The 17,356-nt window shown below is 57.0% G+C and carries 23 protein-coding genes; 19 read left to right on the top strand and 4 right to left on the bottom strand.

Going from position 1 to position 17,356, the window contains the following annotated elements:
• Positions 1-155: 155 nt before the first annotated feature.
• Entirely contained in the window at positions 156-929 is a 774-nt protein-coding gene (locus ACFFK0_RS17315) for an alpha/beta fold hydrolase (protein WP_377471543.1), read from the bottom strand.
• 134 nt (positions 930-1,063) lie between these two features.
• Between ACFFK0_RS17315 and ACFFK0_RS17320 the strand changes: the two genes are divergently transcribed.
• Positions 1,064-2,320 (top strand): aspartate kinase, encoded by a 1,257-nt coding sequence (locus ACFFK0_RS17320; protein ID WP_377471544.1) that lies wholly within the window; start codon positions 1,064-1,066, stop codon positions 2,318-2,320.
• Positions 2,321-2,577: 257 nt separating this feature from the next.
• On the opposite strand, the gene ACFFK0_RS17325 is transcribed toward ACFFK0_RS17320, so the two are convergent.
• From ACFFK0_RS17325 to comA, 3 genes are all read right to left on the bottom strand, one after another.
• Positions 2,578-3,042 carry a DUF441 domain-containing protein gene (locus ACFFK0_RS17325; RefSeq protein ID WP_377471545.1) on the bottom strand — a complete coding sequence of 155 codons (465 nt, stop codon included), beginning with the start codon at positions 3,040-3,042 and terminating at the stop codon, positions 2,578-2,580.
• Positions 3,043-3,124: 82 nt separating this feature from the next.
• On the bottom strand, positions 3,125-3,853 hold the full coding sequence (locus ACFFK0_RS17330) for a 2-phosphosulfolactate phosphatase (RefSeq protein ID WP_377471546.1): 729 nt from the start codon (positions 3,851-3,853) through the stop codon (positions 3,125-3,127).
• Between the two features lie 37 nt (positions 3,854-3,890).
• The gene (comA, locus tag ACFFK0_RS17335; protein WP_377471547.1) at positions 3,891-4,730 is read right to left on the bottom strand and encodes a phosphosulfolactate synthase; all 840 of its coding nucleotides are present in this window, start codon (positions 4,728-4,730) and stop codon (positions 3,891-3,893) included.
• A gap of 150 nt (positions 4,731-4,880) precedes the next feature.
• Between comA and ACFFK0_RS17340 the strand changes: the two genes are divergently transcribed.
• The 18 genes from ACFFK0_RS17340 (at position 4,881) to xseB (ending at position 17,353) form a co-directional block, all read left to right on the top strand.
• Entirely contained in the window at positions 4,881-5,147 is a 267-nt protein-coding gene (locus ACFFK0_RS17340) for a YqhV family protein (RefSeq protein WP_377471548.1), read from the top strand.
• A gap of 72 nt (positions 5,148-5,219) precedes the next feature.
• Complete coding sequence (gene spoIIIAA / locus ACFFK0_RS17345) at positions 5,220-6,260, top strand: stage III sporulation protein AA (RefSeq protein ID WP_377471549.1); 1,041 nt, start codon at positions 5,220-5,222, stop codon at positions 6,258-6,260.
• The gene (spoIIIAB, locus tag ACFFK0_RS17350; protein ID WP_377471550.1) at positions 6,257-6,772 is read left to right on the top strand and encodes a stage III sporulation protein SpoIIIAB; all 516 of its coding nucleotides are present in this window, start codon (positions 6,257-6,259) and stop codon (positions 6,770-6,772) included. Before spoIIIAA ends, spoIIIAB begins: the two co-directional genes overlap by 4 nt.
• 14 nt (positions 6,773-6,786) lie before the next feature.
• Positions 6,787-6,990, top strand: a complete 204-nt coding sequence (spoIIIAC, locus tag ACFFK0_RS17355; protein ID WP_377471551.1) for a stage III sporulation protein AC — start codon at positions 6,787-6,789, stop codon at positions 6,988-6,990.
• Positions 6,991-6,998: 8 nt separating this feature from the next.
• Positions 6,999-7,388 carry a stage III sporulation protein AD gene (gene spoIIIAD / locus ACFFK0_RS17360; RefSeq protein ID WP_377471552.1) on the top strand — a complete coding sequence of 130 codons (390 nt, stop codon included), beginning with the start codon at positions 6,999-7,001 and terminating at the stop codon, positions 7,386-7,388.
• A 5-nt stretch (positions 7,389-7,393) separates the two neighbouring features.
• Positions 7,394-8,650: a stage III sporulation protein AE gene (gene spoIIIAE, locus ACFFK0_RS17365; protein ID WP_377471553.1), complete on the top strand. Its 1,257-nt coding sequence runs from the start codon at positions 7,394-7,396 to the stop codon at positions 8,648-8,650.
• 40 nt (positions 8,651-8,690) lie between these two features.
• Positions 8,691-9,437, top strand: a complete 747-nt coding sequence (gene spoIIIAF, locus ACFFK0_RS17370; protein ID WP_377471554.1) for a stage III sporulation protein AF — start codon at positions 8,691-8,693, stop codon at positions 9,435-9,437.
• Between the two features lie 44 nt (positions 9,438-9,481).
• Complete coding sequence (spoIIIAG, locus tag ACFFK0_RS17375; RefSeq protein WP_377471555.1) at positions 9,482-10,123, top strand: stage III sporulation protein AG; 642 nt, start codon at positions 9,482-9,484, stop codon at positions 10,121-10,123.
• A gap of 24 nt (positions 10,124-10,147) precedes the next feature.
• Positions 10,148-10,903 carry a SpoIIIAH-like family protein gene (locus ACFFK0_RS17380; RefSeq protein ID WP_377471556.1) on the top strand — a complete coding sequence of 252 codons (756 nt, stop codon included), beginning with the start codon at positions 10,148-10,150 and terminating at the stop codon, positions 10,901-10,903.
• Between the two features lie 114 nt (positions 10,904-11,017).
• Positions 11,018-11,512, top strand: coding sequence for an acetyl-CoA carboxylase biotin carboxyl carrier protein (accB, locus tag ACFFK0_RS17385; protein ID WP_377471557.1), 495 nt, complete (start codon positions 11,018-11,020; stop codon positions 11,510-11,512).
• A 25-nt stretch (positions 11,513-11,537) separates the two neighbouring features.
• A complete protein-coding gene (accC, locus tag ACFFK0_RS17390) occupies positions 11,538-12,896 on the top strand; it encodes an acetyl-CoA carboxylase biotin carboxylase subunit (RefSeq protein ID WP_377471558.1) in 1,359 nt (452 codons plus the stop codon).
• Positions 12,897-12,992: 96 nt separating this feature from the next.
• The gene (locus ACFFK0_RS17395; RefSeq protein ID WP_377471559.1) at positions 12,993-13,406 is read left to right on the top strand and encodes an Asp23/Gls24 family envelope stress response protein; all 414 of its coding nucleotides are present in this window, start codon (positions 12,993-12,995) and stop codon (positions 13,404-13,406) included.
• An 84-nt stretch (positions 13,407-13,490) separates the two neighbouring features.
• Positions 13,491-14,051: an alkaline shock response membrane anchor protein AmaP gene (amaP, locus tag ACFFK0_RS17400; RefSeq protein WP_377471561.1), complete on the top strand. Its 561-nt coding sequence runs from the start codon at positions 13,491-13,493 to the stop codon at positions 14,049-14,051.
• A 12-nt stretch (positions 14,052-14,063) separates the two neighbouring features.
• Entirely contained in the window at positions 14,064-14,291 is a 228-nt protein-coding gene (locus tag ACFFK0_RS17405) for a DUF2273 domain-containing protein (protein WP_377471562.1), read from the top strand.
• A 66-nt stretch (positions 14,292-14,357) separates the two neighbouring features.
• Positions 14,358-14,828, top strand: a complete 471-nt coding sequence (gene nusB / locus ACFFK0_RS17410; protein WP_377471564.1) for a transcription antitermination factor NusB — start codon at positions 14,358-14,360, stop codon at positions 14,826-14,828.
• Positions 14,829-14,874: 46 nt separating this feature from the next.
• Positions 14,875-15,735 (top strand): bifunctional methylenetetrahydrofolate dehydrogenase/methenyltetrahydrofolate cyclohydrolase FolD, encoded by an 861-nt coding sequence (folD, locus tag ACFFK0_RS17415; protein ID WP_377471565.1) that lies wholly within the window; start codon positions 14,875-14,877, stop codon positions 15,733-15,735.
• Entirely contained in the window at positions 15,732-17,093 is a 1,362-nt protein-coding gene (xseA, locus tag ACFFK0_RS17420; protein ID WP_377471566.1) for an exodeoxyribonuclease VII large subunit, read from the top strand. Before folD ends, xseA begins: the two co-directional genes overlap by 4 nt.
• On the top strand, positions 17,090-17,353 hold the full coding sequence (xseB, locus tag ACFFK0_RS17425; RefSeq protein WP_377471567.1) for an exodeoxyribonuclease VII small subunit: 264 nt from the start codon (positions 17,090-17,092) through the stop codon (positions 17,351-17,353). The genes xseA and xseB overlap by 4 nt, the downstream gene beginning before the upstream one ends.
• Positions 17,354-17,356 lie beyond the last annotated feature (3 nt).

Consider the following 17,356-nt stretch of genomic DNA (forward strand, 5'->3'; position numbering starts at 1 on the left):
GTAAAATTTTTCAATAATTAAGGTTTCGTCTGTTCTGTGAGGTTTCTTGCAACGCTAGTGTGTGCTTATCCCATATAATACCATCCGGCGAATACGAATGCAAACCTTCGCTCTAATAACTTAAGGGATAAAATCACAAAACTTTATGACAACTATTAAAACGCAGCGTCCAACCATTCGCGAACAGCGGCGTTCCACAGCTCGGGCCGCTCGACGTTCGCGGCGTGGCCCGCACCCTCGATGCGCCGCAGTACGGCGCCCGGAATTGCGGCTGCCATCGCTTCGGCGCCAGAGAATGGCATAATCGTATCGCCTTCTGCACCGATAACGAGGGTCGGGACGCGGATCGAGCCGAGCTGCGCCGTGCTGTCCGGCCGGTCGGCCATCGCGAGCACGGCGGCGATTAAGCCCTGCGGCTTCTGGGTGAGCATCATTCGCTGCAGTCGATTGCGCTGCTCCTCTGAAGCGGCCGGCGACAGGAGCTTCGGCAGCATCGCCGAAGCCGCCGCTGCCGCACCCTGTTCACGGATGGACTGGGCCATCTTTGCACGGCCGGCCTTGCCCTCTTCGGTATCGGCTTCCGCCTTCGTATTCGTCAGAATGACCCCCGATACGAGCTCGGGATGGCGCCGCAGCAGGGCAAACAGCACATAGCCTCCCATCGAGAAGCCGGCTACGATTGCTTTGCGCAGCCCTAAACGATGGAGCAGGGAGGCCACATCGTCGGCCATTTGGTCCATACTTGTCGTTTCCGTCGCCTCCGACAAGCCGCAGCCCCGCAAATCCGGAGTAATGACACGATACTTGTCCGAGAAGAAGGCAAGCTGCTCGTCCCACATCGTCCCGTCCAGCGGAAAACCGTGGAGCAGCACGAGCGGCTCGCCCTCTCCTTGTTCGCGATAGTAGATTCCGTTACTGATCGATTCCATTCTTCAAAGCTCTCCTCCTATACCGAGATTGCTTTCTTTCATATTGTAGCCTTCATTTTTTGTTGCCACAAGTTGGGCGCATTATGCTATAATGTTGAAATGATTGTGAATGTGACCGATTGGAGTGAGCAGTTGTGGCGCTTATTGTTATGAAGTTCGGCGGGAGCTCCGTCGGCGATGCGGAACGCATGAAGCGGGTCGCAAGGCGGATTGTCGAACGTAAACAAGAGGGGAACCAAATCGTGGTCGTTGTGTCCGCGATGGGAGATACGACGGACGATCTGATCGATCTGTCCAAGCAAATTTGCGAAGGAACGCCGTCTGCGCGCGAGATGGATATGCTGCTGACGACCGGCGAGCAAGTATCGGTAGCGCTCCTGTCCATGGCCGTGCAGAGCCTCGGCGAACCTGCGGTCTCGTATACCGGATGGCAGGCCGGTATGTACACGGAAGCCGTACACGGCAAGGCGCGTATTACGGACATTCAGCCGGATCGGGTACTGAAATCCGCACAAGCAGGCAGCGTCGTCATCGTTGCCGGCTTCCAGGGGATGACGACTGAAGGCGAAATTACGACACTGGGCCGCGGCGGTTCGGATACGACGGCTGTCGCTCTGGCGGCGGCGATCAAAGCCGATCTATGCGAAATTTACACGGACGTGGACGGCGTATATTCGACCGACCCGCGGGTCGTCAAGGTAGCGCGGAAGCTGAAGGAAATTTCGTACGACGAAATGCTGGAGCTGGCCAACCTCGGTGCGGCCGTTCTTCATCCGCGTGCAGTCGAGTATGCCAAAAATTACAACGTGGCGCTGGTCGTCCGTTCGAGCTTTACCCAAAATGAAGGAACTCAAGTGAAGGAGGAAGCGGTCATGGAGCAAGGGATCGTCGTACGCGGCATCGCTTATGATAAGAACGTCGCAAGAATCAGCATTCTGGGAGTGCCGGAGAAGCCGGGCCAGCTGGCCAAAGTGTTCACGGCGCTGGCAAAGGAGCAGATCGACGTCGATATTATCGTACAAAGCGGTGTTATCGCCGGTGCGGCCGACTTCTCGTTCACGACGGCTCTGACCGACCTGGACAAAGCGCTGGCGGTCATCGAAAGCATTCGCTCCGACATCGGCTTCCGTGAAGCAACGCACGAAACCGACCTCGTGAAAGTTTCGATCGTAGGCGCTGGCATGGTCAGCACGCCGGGCGTCGCCGCAAAAATGTTCGAGACGATCTCCGAGCTGGGCGTGACGATCTCTCTTGTCAGCACATCGGAAATCAAAATGTCCTGCGTGATCAAGCAGGCTCACCTGGCCGAAGTCGTTCGCGCCCTGCATACCGCATTCGGTCTTGACACGACGGAGCAAGCCTACGTCGGCGGCCCGCAAGAGCGCCGGTAATCCTAACATAACGCAAAGAACCGTCCAACAACCGGACGGTTCTTTTTTCTATCCCCCAACCAATCTGCGGGGCATGCAGGACTTTAGAGTGCTCGTAGTGAAGCATGAAACCAAGTGCCGGAGAGACGACTTTTAAAGCCGCATTCTGACCGCGCCATATCAATCATAAGAATGCGGCTTTAACGGAGACCGGAAGCATTTGGATTCGATGCGGAACGAAGCAGCACTCCCTACAACCTTCACCATCCCCTGCGACCTCACCGAAGCTTGTCCGCCAAAAACGAAAACACCTTCAGCAAAAAGGCCGTAATCCCCGCCGCCATCAGAGGCCCGACCGGAATGCCACGCAGAAACACAATCCCGAAGATCGAGCCGATCACTAGACCGACGATGAGCTGCGGGTCCCATTTTAACAGCTCCAGCCCTTTACCGTTCATATACGTAGCGATAGCACCGCCAACAAGAGCCAAGATCCCGGGCCATGATGTAAACACGGACAGCACGTCCCGCGTAGAAATGCGCTCGCTCGCAAACGGCACAAGCACGCCCATTGTTAAAAACAGCAAGCCCAGCTCCAGCCCTCGCCGTTCAATGGAAGGCAAATATCGCTCCAGCGCGATGAGCTTGACGATCAAGAGAACACATGCCGCTGTCGTAATAATATGCGAGCGTCCAAGCAACCCGACCAAGATCAAAATGACAAGCAGCACTGTTCCATTCATACGAAGAAAACCCCTTGTCCCGAATTTCATCTCTACATTGTATGTCGGGACAAAGGGAATAGAACGCACGCCGGCTCTTTGCTTACGGCCGGTGCGGCGGTATTTTGCCAAGCGGAACGAGAACACCCTCATGCAGCATAGGCACGATATCGTAAACATTACACTGGGCGCAAAACAGTACGTCGTCGCGGAAGCCGATGCGGCTGAGCCGCCTGCCGTTCGACGTGGCCAGCAGCGCGGCTGCCAGGTCTTTCTGCTCGTAACGGTAGCCGGCCAGCAGGGCGAGACCGAGGTCGTTCAGCTCGACCGGCTGCAGGCGGAGAAGCTCATCGGCGATAAGCCCGGCGCAAAGGCCGTCCTCCCATGAAAATACATCCTGCGTTCCGGCGCAAATGATCGCAATATCCCGCTGCAGCTCCGCCGCCGCCGCCGCACAAGCGCGGGCGTTAAGAAAAGAGCCGGCCAGAACGCGGGATGCCCGCTGCGCCTTCTGGATCCCCCGCGTCCCGTTGGTAGTCGTCATGACGACACGGCGGCCCTGAACGATATCCGCACGGTATTCGGAAGGGGAGTTCCCGAGATCGAAGCCGGGAATTTTTTTGCAGGCCCTTTCGCCCCCTAGCAAATCCCCGGGCTGCTGAAGCTGCTTGGCTTGTTGAACCGTTTCGACAGGGACGACGCCGCTGGCACCGTAAGCGAGTGCGGTAGTCAGCGTGCTTGTGGCTCGCAGAGCGTCGATGACGATGACGGTGCGATGAAGCAGGTCGTCGGTAGTCGCCTCGGCGATCGTGCCGATTACATCCACGTGCATTCGCTATCCCTCCTTGCACAGAGCTATCATGTCGGAATTACACGCTTGGCATACCGGATTCGCCGTCTGCCTTGGACCGCTTAGTTCCAAAGTGGAACGTATCCGAACGAAGGCCGCGGCGCAGGGCCTCCAGCGCGACGACGTCATGGGCCGGAATGTTGCCCAGATTGACCTCCGGTCCGAGCAGTTGGAGCAGATGAACCTGCTGCTGCTTCTGCGGCGCTTCCCACAGCAGCACATCGCGGCTTGGAATAGCGGCTAATACGGCTTCCAGCTCTTCATCTTTGCATTTGCCGTGCTCGTCGTAAATGCCGACGCCGGCTCCGGACTCCCGGCCTTCGATCGTGACAAGCTCCGCGCCGGTTTGCAAGTCGATCATCACCGTTTCGATCAGCTCCTGCAGCTCGATCGTCGAGCCCCAGCCTTTCTTGCCATACTCCGTAATGACGGCAAGACCTTCCTGTACGCCGCGCGTAATCAGCTCGCTGCGCAAGCTGCGGTCGACTTCAATAGTGCCGTCGGACACCTCGAGGCCGGTGAAGCCTAAAGACAGTACCGTTTCCAAGTACGAATCGATTTCCTTCTGTGCGATGGCTACTTCGAGGAACGTACCGCCCGGATAGATGATAATATCATTTTTTTTCGCCATTTCGATTTTTCGTGTCAGCAGCGATGTCGGGTATAGGGGCGATGTGCCAAAGCCGATTTTCAGCATATCGATATGCTCGGCTGCCGTTTGAAGCAGGTCCTCGAACGCGTTCAATCCCAGTCCTTTATCGATCACCATCGTTTTCCCAGAAGTTCTAGGCTTCGCCTGTCTGCGCTGGGTTGGATCGAGCAGGACCGGCGCCCATGCCGGTTGGGAAGTCACTTCCATATCGTCAATCTCCTCACCGTTACAAGATGGTGTTTCATGCGTTCATCTTATGCATCGGGAGGTAGTGTGGTGCCCACCATGCCTAAAAAGAGACGAGCCCGCATACGATGGTACAAACCCCTAATTTACGCATTCGAAGGAGAGAAAGCAATGATCAACAAAATCGTCATGAGCATGGCTTCGCTGCGCCTCATGTCCGGAACGATCGAAATTATTGCGGCACTGATCATGCTGCGCCTGAACCAGGTTGATAAAGCGCTGCTGGTCAATTCCGGGCTGGCGCTAGTCGGGCCGCTCGTGCTGCTGACGACGACGACAATCGGACTCGTGGGCATAGCGGAGAAACTATCATACGGCAAAATGGTATGGGTACTGCTAGGCGTCGTCTGCCTCTTCATCGGGATTCTCAAAAAATAGAAGAATGGGGCATAGAACGATAGATTGGTTCATAGGATACGAGTGAGAAGCTGTCCGGGAAGGAGGCAAGGCATGATTGAAGCGATTGTTTCTTTCATGCCGGCTTCGCTGCAGCGCTGCCTAAGGCCTGTATGGCGTGATGCGGAGCCGGAGCTGGAGGAAATCCGCGTGCGCGCGGAACGTCCGCTGGAGCTTAGGCTCGCGAGCGGAAGCCGTTTTGTCGGCGAATGCGGCCGTTTCGTCCGGCAGCAGGAAGCGTACCGGCCGACAGCATTCGACTGCGCCGCCATCCTCGAGCTGCTGACGAATCATTCGGCTTATTCGTATGAGGAAGAGCTCAGGCTAGGATATATAACGATTCCCGGCGGACACCGCGTCGGTCTTGCCGGACGGGCCGTGCTCGAAAGCGGCAAGCTTCGGCTGCTGCGCGACGTGAGCTCGTTCAACTTTCGATTAGCCAGGGAGGTGAAAGGGGCGGCCAAGCCTTATTTGTCGAGCTTGCTCGATCCGCAGGCGCGAACGGTGCATCATACGCTCATCGTTTCGCCGCCGCAGCACGGCAAGACGACGTTCGCCCGCGATCTCATTCGAATGCTGAGCGCGGGGGAGTGGCCTGATGGCGACAGCAGACTGGCCGCATATGACCGCGGACTGAAAGTCGGAGTCGTGGACGAGCGCTCCGAGCTCGCCGCTTGCGTAAAGGGGATTCCTCGCTTCGATCTCGGTCCGCGCACCGACGTGCTGGACGGGTGTCCGAAAGCGGAAGGAATGATGATGCTGATCCGCTCCATGTCGCCTCAAGTGCTTGTGGCCGACGAGCTTGGCCGGCCGGAGGATGCGGCCGCGGTTCGGGAAGCGATTCACGCCGGCATTCGGGTCATCGCTACGGCACACGGAGACGACGCGGATGACGTCAGGCGCCGTCCGGCGCTGCGCGAGCTGCTGAGCGAGGGTGCTTTCCGCCGTATCGTCGCGCTGCGGCGCGAGCCGGGACGCATGCTGCAGGCGACGGTGTGGGACGAGCAGGGCAAGGTGATCTTGGCGCCGCCGGTAGGCAGGTCGACCGGGGGCGTTACGCCATCCGCCGCCCTTCGGGAGGTGGAACGAAGATGAAGCTGATCGGTGCCGTCATCGTGCTGCTGGCAGCTACGCTGTTCGGCTTCTTCCAGGCTCTTCAGCTCGCCCGGCGGCCGAGACAAATTCGCGAGCTCGTTTCCGTCCTGCAGCGGCTTGAGACGGAAATCGTCTACGGCTCTACGCCGCTGCCGGAAGCGCTGCGCAGCATCGCGGGGCATTCGGGGGAGCCGGCGGGCTCATTGCTGAGGGACGTCGCCTCCGGGCTCATCTCGAAGCCGCAGGCGCCCCTGCGAGAGCAGTGGCACGAGGCCTGTCTGCGGGCGTGGCGGCGATCGGCGATGAAGGCGCCCGAGCTGGAGGCGTTCAGCCGGCTGGGAGCTACACTCGGCCTGTCCGACCGCATCGACCAGGCGAAGCATCTGCGGCTAGCCGCCGCCCAGCTGCAGGCGGAGGAAGAGTCGGCTCGCGACGATCAGAGGCGGTATGAAACGATGTGGCGCAGTTTGGGCGTTCTGGTCGGAGCTCTCATCGTTATTTTGATGTATTAAGAGGGGTGCCCTAGATGAACGTGGATGTGAACGCCATTTTCCAAATTGCCGGCATCGGAATTATTATCGCCATGATTCATACGGTGCTGAAGCAGATGGGGAAGGAAGATATGGCCCACTGGGTAACGGTCATCGGCTTCGTGGTCGTGCTGTTCATGGTGGTCAGCATGCTTGACAGTCTGTTCAAGGAAATCAAGACGATCTTTCTGTTCCAGTAGGTGAAGCCGTGGAAATCATCCAAATTGTCGGGGTGGGGCTGCTCGCCACCGTACTCGTGCTGATCATCAAAGAGCAGAAGCCGATGTTCGCTTTCCTGCTCGCAACGTTCACCGGGATCGTCATTTTTTTGTATTTGATCGGTAAAATATCCGCCGTCATCCAAATGCTGGAGGATTTGGCGCTGAAATCGAACATTAACATGATTTTTTTAAAGACGATTTTGAAAATTATCGGGATCGCCTATATCGCTGAATTCGGCGCCCAAGTCGTGCGCGACGCCGGACAAGAGTCGATCGCCTCGAAGATTGAGCTCGCCGGCAAAATTCTCATTATCGTCATGGCCATTCCGATCATTAAGGTCATTATCGAGACCGTGGTCAAGCTGCTGCCGGCCTAACGCGTATGAGCGGGCGCAGAGCGAGAAGGAGGAGTTCCAACTTGAGACGCAACCGATCTTCCTGCCGCACCGCTGCGGCGCTGCTGCTGTCGCTGCTGCTCTGCGCGCTGCTCGGAATCGTCTTCGGCTCTCCGGGAGCGATGGCGGCCGCGACCGGCCCGCCTGCTCCAACCGGCGACGCGCTCGTACGCGAGCAGGCGGGGCAGCTGGACACGTCGCAGGTCGAGCAGTATTGGACCAGGCTGATGCAGCAATACGGCGGCTATTTTCCGGAAAGCCGGGTGCCGGGCTTCATGGAGCTGCTGACCGGCGGCCAGCAGATTCAGCCGGGGAACATGGTCATGGGACTGTTCCGGTACCTGTTCCACGAAATTCTCGTCAGCGGCAAACTGCTGGGCTCGATTATCGTGCTGACCGTGTTCAGCATGATGCTGGAAACGCTGCAAAGCTCTTTCGAACGCAACAGCGTGTCCAAGATCGCTTATACGATTTCGTTTCTCGTGATGATCATCATTGCCGTCAATTCGTTCAGCATCGCGATCGGGTATGCGAAAGCGGCGATTACGGACATGATCCAATTCATGCTGGCGCTAGTCCCGCTACTGCTGACGCTGCTCGCTTCGACGGGAGGCGTCGCGTCGGTAACGATATTGCACCCGATGGTCGTGTTCATGGTGCATACGATCGGGACGGTGGTATATATTGTCATATTTCCGTTGCTCTTTTTTTCGGCGGTGCTGCATATTGTTAGTTCTATAACGGACAAGTACAAGGTCACCCAGCTGGCCGACCTGCTCCGCAATGTGAGCATCGGCGCGCTAGGGGTGTTCGTAACGATCTTCCTCGGCGTGATCTCCGTGCAAAGCGCAGGCGGAGCGATCGCCGACGGGGTAGCCGTTAAGACGGCCAAATACGTAACGAGCACCTTCGTCCCGGTTGTGGGCCGCATGTTCTCGGACGCTTCGGATACGGTCATCAGCGCCTCGCTGCTCGTTAAGAACGCCGTCGGCTTGTCCGGTGTCGTCGTCATCTTGCTGCTGTGCGCGTTCCCGGCGATGAAAATCATCACTTTGGCACTGATTTACAACGTCTGTGCGGCCGTATTGCAGCCGCTCGGCACGTCGCCGATGATCCAATGTCTGCAGACGATCGGCAAAAGCCTGGTGTCCGTCTTCGCCGCTCTTGCCGTCGTCGGATTGATGTTTTTCCTGGCGATCACGATCATCATTACAGCCGGGAACGTAACCGTCATGGCGCGCTGATGGCGCTCTCGGCTCGACCATGCAGAAGGGGGCGATCGATATGTTAAGCATGGGCGAGTGGCTGCGTACCGTCATATCGGTCATTCTGCTTGCAACCTTCGTCGATCTGCTGCTGCCGAATTCCTCGATGCAGCGCTACGTGCGCACGGTGATGAGCCTGTTCATCCTGCTGACGCTGCTTGCGCCGCTCGTCCAGCTGTTTCAGCGGAACTGGGGCCCGGAGCGCCTCTTCAGCCTGGTGGAAACCGAGCAGGTACGCATGGCTGCGGCCGAGCAGCTGGGGCGGATGCCTTCGCTCGAGGCCGTCGAGCAGAAGGCGCAGCAGCTCAAGGCTGCTAACGCGCAGCAGGAACGGCGGCTCGTCGAGGCGCAGCTCGGGTCGCAAATCCGGGACCGCCTGCAGACGGAAACTTCGCTTACCGTCGCATCCGTTCGTGTGACGACCGGCAAAGACGCCAGCGACAAGCCGTACATTCAGGAAGTCGAGGTTACCTTGGCCCCGCCGTCCCAATCTTCGCCAGCGCCGGAGGAAACGGACGAAGCGCGGCAGGCTTCAGGCAAGCCGCTTTCGATTGAAATCAAACCGGTCGATCCGATTCGGGTTCGAATCCAGGATCAGCCGGATCAATATACAGCCGAGGAGCCGTCGGTGCCCGCTTCCGGCGGTACGGCGCCTCCGGAATACCGGCAAGCCCAAGCGGCGGTCACCCGGGTTCTCGTTCAAGAATACCAGCTGCCCGCCAGCCGGATCCGAACGAGCTACGCCGGGAGCGCACAAGCCTCTTGATCGATTGTATAACGGCATCATTACCGGGGAGGTGATACGAATCCATGGGGAAATTTATGCAATGGCTTGAGCAGCGGTTCGGAGGCGGACCGAACGGAACGAAACGGTCGCATCCCTTCCTTTGGCTTCTGATCATCGCCTTAATCGGCGTTGCCATCATGATTCTGAGCTCATTCGTGAACGTTCAAAAGCTGGAGCCGCTTAGCTCCAATACGGGAGCGGGCCCGCCGCCGCAGGCGACGCAGCCGGCTTTCAGCCAAAGCGCCTCGCAGCCGTCGAAGTTCAGAGAATACGAGAAAGCGTACGAGTCGCAGCTGACGGACATTTTGCAGAAAATGGTGGGGGTCGGTGAAGTCGAGGTGCTCGTCACGATCGATTCGACCGAGGAGTCGGCGGTAGAGAAAAACTTGAAAAATTCGCAGCAGGTAACGAACGAGAAGGACCAGGCCGGCGCAAGCCGCAACATTACCGAAGTGACGAGCAGCGGCGAGGTTGTGCTGTATCAGGTGTCCGGCGCCCAGCAGCCGCTCGTGACCAAATATATTAAGCCAAAAATTCGCGGTGTGCTCGTCGTCGCCAAAGGCGCGGAGAACGCAGCCGTGAGGAAAATGATCGCCGAGGCGGTCGAGCGGGGGCTGGACGTACCGGCGCACCGCATCTCGATCATGCCCCGGAAGCAATCCTAACACTACTCTTGGGAGGTTATGAGAATGAATGCGAAAAGACAAACGATCTGGTTAGTGTCGATGCTGAGCTTGATGGTGGTGCTGTCCGCATATTACTTGTTTACGGAAGACACGGCGACCGTCGATCTGACGACGGCGGGCACGGCCATCGAGGGGGCCGCGAGTACACCGGTAACGCTCGATTTGAAAGATCCGACGGCAGCGAAAGTGGACAGCAAGGACGCAGCGAAGGTGGAGGTGAAGCCGGATCCGGCACACCCGACCACACCGGCGGGTGCAACAACGACGGATTCGAAAGCGACCGATGCGAAAACGCCGGCAGCCGGTACGAATGGTACGGACAAAGCGACGAGCGGCGGGACGGATGCGAGCAAGACGACCGCGCAAACCGACGCTCAAATTTTGGACAAAATGACTACGGCGGCGCTAAGCGGCTCCGACTTCTTTATCGAGCAGCAGATGAAGCGCACTGAGGAATTTTCCAAGCTGACCGAGGATCTAATCGCGATCACAGGCGATTCCAAAAAGTCGACGCAAGAGGTGGAGAAGGCGTTCAACGAAATCGATAAGCTGCAAAAGCTCAGCACGAGCATGATGACGCTGGAGGATCAGCTGAAGAAAGATTTCCCGCAGGCCGTGGTGATGAAAGACGGCAACCAATTCAAAATTTCCGTACAAGCGGAGAAGCTGGAGCGCACGCAAGCGGTCACGATCATCGACCTCGCAATGAAAGAATTGAACGTGAGTCAAGATAAAGTTATCGTCCAATATTTGCCATAATAGCTAGAGCCGAAAGGGTCCACTTCAGATGGACCCTTTCCATTTCCTTCGTTTGTGGGTTATAATACTACCGTTGTGTCGGACTTCACAATATCCGAAGGAGTGAAGCTAGTAGTGTTCAAGCTCAGCGAGATTAAAGAACTTATGAAATTGATGGACCAAACGTCCTTACACGAATTGGAGATTGAGAACGAAGGCACTCGTCTGCTCATCCGTAAACCAGGCAAGACTGAATCGGTCTACGTAACGTCTGCGCCTCAGCCGGCATATGCGCCGGTCACCGGGGCACCGGTACATCAGCAGGCTCCCGCAGCCGTACAAGCTCCGTCTGCGCCTGCTGAGAAGGACGAGCCTGAAAGCGATGCTAACTTACATAAAATCGTATCTCCAATGGTAGGAACGTTCTATGCCGCTTCGTCTCCGGGCGCCGCCCCATTCGTGACGCGCGGCGCGAAAGTAGGCGACAAGACGGTCGTCTGCATTATCGAAGCGATGAAGCTGATGAACCAGATCGAAGCCGAGGTTAACGGCGAAATTGTCGACATTCTCGTAGAGAACGGTCAGCTCGTCGAATACGGCCAGCCGCTCTTCCTCGTCAAGCCTCACTAAGCTTCGCCATGCAGGAGGGTACATAATGAAGTTTCATAAAATATTAATAGCGAACCGCGGCGAAATCGCCGTACGGATCGTTCGCGCATGCCGCGAGCTTGGCATCGAGACCGTAGCGGTCTATTCCGAGGCCGACCGCGAAGCGCTGCACGTGCGTTTGGCCGACGAAGCCTACTGTATCGGTCCGACGCTGTCCAAGGAAAGCTATTTGAATTTCACCAATATTATGAGCGTTGCTTTGCTGACCGAATCGGATGCGATTCATCCGGGTTACGGCTTCTTGTCCGAGAACCCCGATTTCGCCGAAATTTGCGAAAGCTGCAACGTTACGTTCATCGGCCCTTCCGCCGACGCGATTACGAAGATGGGCGACAAGTCGGTTGCGAAGCAAACGATGAAGGCTGCGATGGTGCCGGTCATTCCCGGCTCCGAAGGCTTGGTGGAGACGGTCGAGGATGCCGTGTCCATCGCCCGCGACATCGGCTATCCCGTTATTATTAAAGCGACGGCCGGAGGCGGCGGTAAAGGGATCCGGATCGCCGAGGACGAAGAGACGCTTATTCAGCAAATTACGGTTGCACAGCAAGAGGCGCAGGCGAACTTCGGCAACGCCGGCGTGTACCTGGAGAAGTATCTCACCGGCATGAAGCACGTTGAGATTCAGATTATTGCCGATAAGCACGGCAACGTCGTTCATCTCGGCGAGCGCGACTGCTCGGTGCAGCGCCGCCGCCAGAAGCTCGTAGAGGAAGCGCCTTGCCCGGTGCTGACGCCGGAGACGCGCCGCCAGATGGGCGAAGCCGCCGTTCGAGCCGCGAAAGCGGTCAATTATTCCGGTGCGGGTACGCTCGAGTTCCTGCTCGGTCCGGACGGAAAGTTTTATTTTATGGAAATGAATACGCGCATTCAGGTTGAGCACCCGGTTACGGAGATGATTACCGGCATCGACCTGATCAAAGAAATGATCCGTGTTGCCGAAGGAGAGCCGCTGTCGTTCACTCAGGAAGACGTAGAGATCAACGGCTGGGCGATCGAATGCCGCGTCAATGCCGAAGATCCGAACCGCAATTTCATGCCTTCGCCGGGTCAGGTCAAGTTTTATTTGCCTCCGGGCGGCTATGGCGTTCGGGTAGACAGCGCGGTATATCCGGGCTACACGATATCGCCGCACTACGATTCGATGGTTGCGAAGCTGATCGTTTGGGGCCCGACTCGTGAAGAGGCTATCGCACGCATGAAGCGCGCGCTGGGCGAATTTGCCATCGAGGGCGTGCATACGACGATCCCGTTCCACCTGAAACTGCTCGAGCATCGAAAATTCCTTGCCGGCACTCATGACATTAAATTCCTTGAAGAGCACGACATCAACGATCCGAACTCCTAAGAACCGCTTCGTTAACAGGTTTGTCATATTTTTGCCGAGTATGGTATAGTTATATAAAGAGACGAGCGTTACTATCAAATCAGGAGGTGCGCTATCATGAGCACATTCGCTCCCGATTACGAGAAGACCGATATGGGCAGCATCCAGATCGCGCCGGAAGTGATCGAAATTATCGCAGGTCTTGCAGCTATCGAAGTTGACGGTGTCGCCGGTATGAGCGGCGGCTTCGCGGGCGGTATCGCCGAGCTGCTCGGCCGCAAGAATTTGTCCAAAGGCGTCAAGGTTGACGTTGGCCAGCGTGAAGCGGTCATCGACGTCTCGATCGTCATCGAGTATGGCCATCGTATTCCGCGCGTTGCCAGCGACATTCAACAAAATGTGAAGCACGCGATCGAATCGATGACGGGCCTGCAGGTGATGGAAGTCAACGTACATATTCACGACGTTATCTTCAAAGGAGCAGAGAAGCCTGCAGTTGAAGAAGAGACATCCGTACAACGCGTAAAATAATCGCATAGTTTCAATAGACGACCCCCTGCTCGTTCAGGGGGTTTCCTTCGATCATTGCCGCCTATTCTGGAAGGAGACAAGCACGTGGTCAAAATTCTCGACAGATTCCTACTCTTTATTTACACTCTCATCACACTCGCAGCTTCCGCCGTTCTGCTCGTCGTCACGTTCGCTTGGATTCCGGAGGAGGACACAGCCGGGTGGCTTCGCCGTTTGTATCACGATTTGCCTACTGCCTATACTTCGATCGTATTGTGCGCGCTCATGATGCTGATTTCCATCCGTTTTCTGTACGTGACGCTGCGCAGAGGAAGGGCGCAGGCTCCATCGATCGATCAGCGGACGGATTTCGGCGACATTCGCATCTCACTCGATACGGTTGAGAACCTGGCACTGAAAGCGGCTAACCGCAGCCGGGGCGTAAAGGACGTGAAAGCTCGCGTTCGCGTCAATCCGTCGGGCATCGAAATCGTCATTCGCGCTTTGGTTGACGGGGAGACGTCCATACCGTCGCTTTCCGAAGAAATGCAGCGAGCCGTTAAAGAGCTTGTAGAAGAGATCACCGGCATCCCGGTTGCCTCCGTAACCGTCTTCGTCGCCAATATCGTACAATCCGCTCCTACGTTCAAGAGCCGGGTGGAATAGGGGTGATGCTCCGTGTGGAGTGAGTTGTGGGAGCGTCATCGGGGGAAGACGATCGGCGCGGGAGCAGGTATCGTTTTAGGCTTCATCTACTTGTTCTTCGGCTTCTGGGACATGCTCATATTTGCTTTTATTTCCTTCGTAGGGTATTATATCGGCAAGAAGGTTGACAACCGGGAAGAGCTGTTTCCCTTGCAGGAGCTATGGCGCCAGCTATCGGACAAATGGAGATTGTTCCGCTGAAAATCCTTGGGTCATCCATGGATTTTTTTTGTTTTGCAAGGGTTAAGCCAGAGGAGGCAGCAAGGAATGAGACGCAGAGTTGCGAGAGAGATCGCTGTACAGAGCTTGTATCAGATCGAAATGAACGAAGTGAGTGTGAAGGAAGCGGTGCATATGGCCTTGGAAGAAGCGCGCAATGACAATGAAGCGGGCTTCGATGTCGGTGACGATAAGGTGCCGTCCACCTATGTACAAGAACTGGTGGAGGGAACGCGGGAGCGGCTCGAGCCGATTGACCAAATGCTGTCGGTCTTTTTGAAGGGCTGGCAGATGGACAGGCTGTCGCGGGTTGACCGCGAAGTGCTGCGCCTCGCTGCGTACGAAATGGTATACCGGGACGACGTACCGCCGAAAGTAGCGCTGAACGAGGCGATCGAGATCGCGAAGCATTTCGGCACCGAGGAATCGGGGAAATTCGTGAACGGCGTGCTCGGCAAGATGATCAAGGATATCGACGAACTGAAACAGAAGTATGCCGCTTCAGGGCAGCAATCGTAGCCTTTATGTGAACGACGGACGATAATCGGAGGGGGAGCTGGATAACGTGACGGCACATATTATTAACGGGAAAGAGATCAATGCGGCGAAGCGCGAACAAATACGGAAGCAGACGGAGGAGCTGACGGCTGCAGGGACTAGGCCTGGGCTCGTCGTCGTTATAGTGGGCGAAGATCCGGCGTCGCAAATTTATGTCAATAACAAGGCCAAGGCTTGCGAGCAGGTCGGTATTTATTCCGAGGTGCACCGTTTGCCGGAGCACACGACCCAAGCCGAGCTGGTTGCCTTGATCGAATCGTTCAACCGGAACCCTGCGGTGCACGGCATTCTCGTGCAATCGCCTCTGCCTAAGCATATTAATGAGGAAGAGGTCGTCGATGCGATTGAGCCGGAGAAGGATGTCGATTGCTTCCATCCGGTGAACGTAGGCAATCTGATGATCGGTAAGCCGGGGATGCTGCCGTGCACGCCTGCCGGCGTCATTGAAATATTGAAGTATGCCGGAGTCGAAATCGCCGGCAAGCATGCGGTGGTCGTCGGACGAAGCAATATCGTCGGCAAGCCGATGGCGATGCTGCTGCTGCGGGAGCATGCGACCGTAACGATTTGCCATTCCCGGACACCGGATCTCGCCGCCGTGACGCGTCAAGCGGATATTGTCGTCGCAGCTGTCGGACGCGCGAAGTTCATTCGGGCCGAGCATGTGAAGCCTGGCGCAGTCGTTATGGATGTTGGCATTAACCGGAATGAAGAAGGCAAGGTGTGCGGCGACGTTGACTTTGACGCAGTGAAGGAAGTGGCGGGCGTCATTACGCCGGTACCGGGCGTGGTCGGACCGATGACGATTACGATGCTGCTGCAGAACACCGTAAACGCAGCCCGTCGGGCCGCTAATCTGGCAAAATGAATGACAGCCGGCAAATCTTATCCATCAAAGAGCTGAACCGGTATATCAAGCTGAAGCTCGAAGGCGACTTCAAGCTGCAGGATGTTTGGGTGCGGGGGGAAATATCGAACTTCACCAAGCATTCTTCCGGACATATGTATTTTACCTTGAAGGACGCGGATAGCAGGCTCAAGAGCATTATGTTTGCTTCGCATAACCAGAAGCTGGCGTTTCTTCCCAAAGAAGGAATGAAGGTGATGGCGCGGGGCAGCATTTCCGTATACGAGAGGGACGGGCAGTATCAGTTCTACGCAACGCAGATGCAGCCGGACGGCATCGGCAGCCTGTATCTCGCCTTCGAGCAGCTGAAGAAGCGGCTGGAGAGCGAAGGCTTGTTTGCGCAGGAGCGCAAGCGCCCCTTACCGCGCTTCCCGAAGGCGATCGGCGTCATTACATCGCCGACCGGTGCCGCCGTGCGTGATATCATCATTACGCTGCAGCGCCGGTATCCGAGCGTTCCCGTCATTTTGTACCCGGCCCTCGTGCAAGGTTCCGGAGCCGCTCCTTCCGTCGTCAAAGGCATCGAGCTGATGAACGCTCGCGCGGAAGTCGATGTGCTGATCGTCGGCCGCGGCGGCGGTTCGCTTGAGGAATTGTGGGCTTTTAACGAGGAGATCGTAGCGAGAGCTATCGCTTCCTCCCGCATACCGGTCATTTCCGCCGTCGGGCACGAGACCGACTTCACGATCGCCGACTTCGTCGCCGATCTGCGCGCACCGACGCCGACGGCGGCAGCCGAGCTTGCCGTGCCACATCATTTGGAGCTGAAGCAGCAGGTTTATTATTTCTCGCAGCGGCTCAGCCAAGGGCTTCTGTCGCAGCTTCAGCGGCGGCGCGACCGCTGGGAGCGGCTGCGTCGTTCGCCGTATTTGAGCAACCCGCGCCGGCAGCTGCTCCTTCAGCCAATGCAGAGGCTCGACCGGCTTCGGGAGCAGCTTAAGCACGGGGTGAGAGGGCGCGTGTCCGAAGCCCGTCAATCGATACTTAGGCTGGACCGCCGGCTGTCGGCGTTCAATCCGCGCGAACAGGCCATATACGCCCGGCGGCGCGCACAGACGACGCACCGGCGGTTGACGACGGCGATGGATACATTGGTACGCGGAAAGCAAAAGGATATCGGTTCGCTGCTTCGCCAGCTGGATGCCCTAAGTCCGCTTAAGGTGATGCAGCGGGGGTACAATCTCGTTTACGACGAGAAGGAACAGACGTTGATCAAATCAACGAAGCAGGTGCAGATCGGAGACGTCATCCGCATCAGGCTGACGGACGGGCGCCTGCATGCGCACGTATGGGGCATGGAGGAGGAGAAGCAGGGATGAGCAGCAGTAACGAACCGGAGACGCTAAGCTTCGAGCAAGCGATCGAGAAGCTGGAAACGATCGTCGCCAAGCTGGAAAGCGGCGATGTTCCGCTGGAGCAGGCGATTGAACTGTATCAGGAAGGAATGCGGCTGTCGCATCTATGCGGTCAGAAGCTGGAGCAGGTGGAGCGCAGTATCGAAATGCTGGTGGAAGCGGACGGCGACGTAACGAAGAAGCCGTTTCAAGCCGTTCAGGAAGACAAAGGTGACATCCGTTGACTC

It is taken from the genome of Paenibacillus chartarius, from assembly GCF_042432825.1.
In the GTDB taxonomy this organism is placed as follows: domain Bacteria; phylum Bacillota; class Bacilli; order Paenibacillales; family NBRC-103111; genus Gordoniibacillus; species Gordoniibacillus chartarius.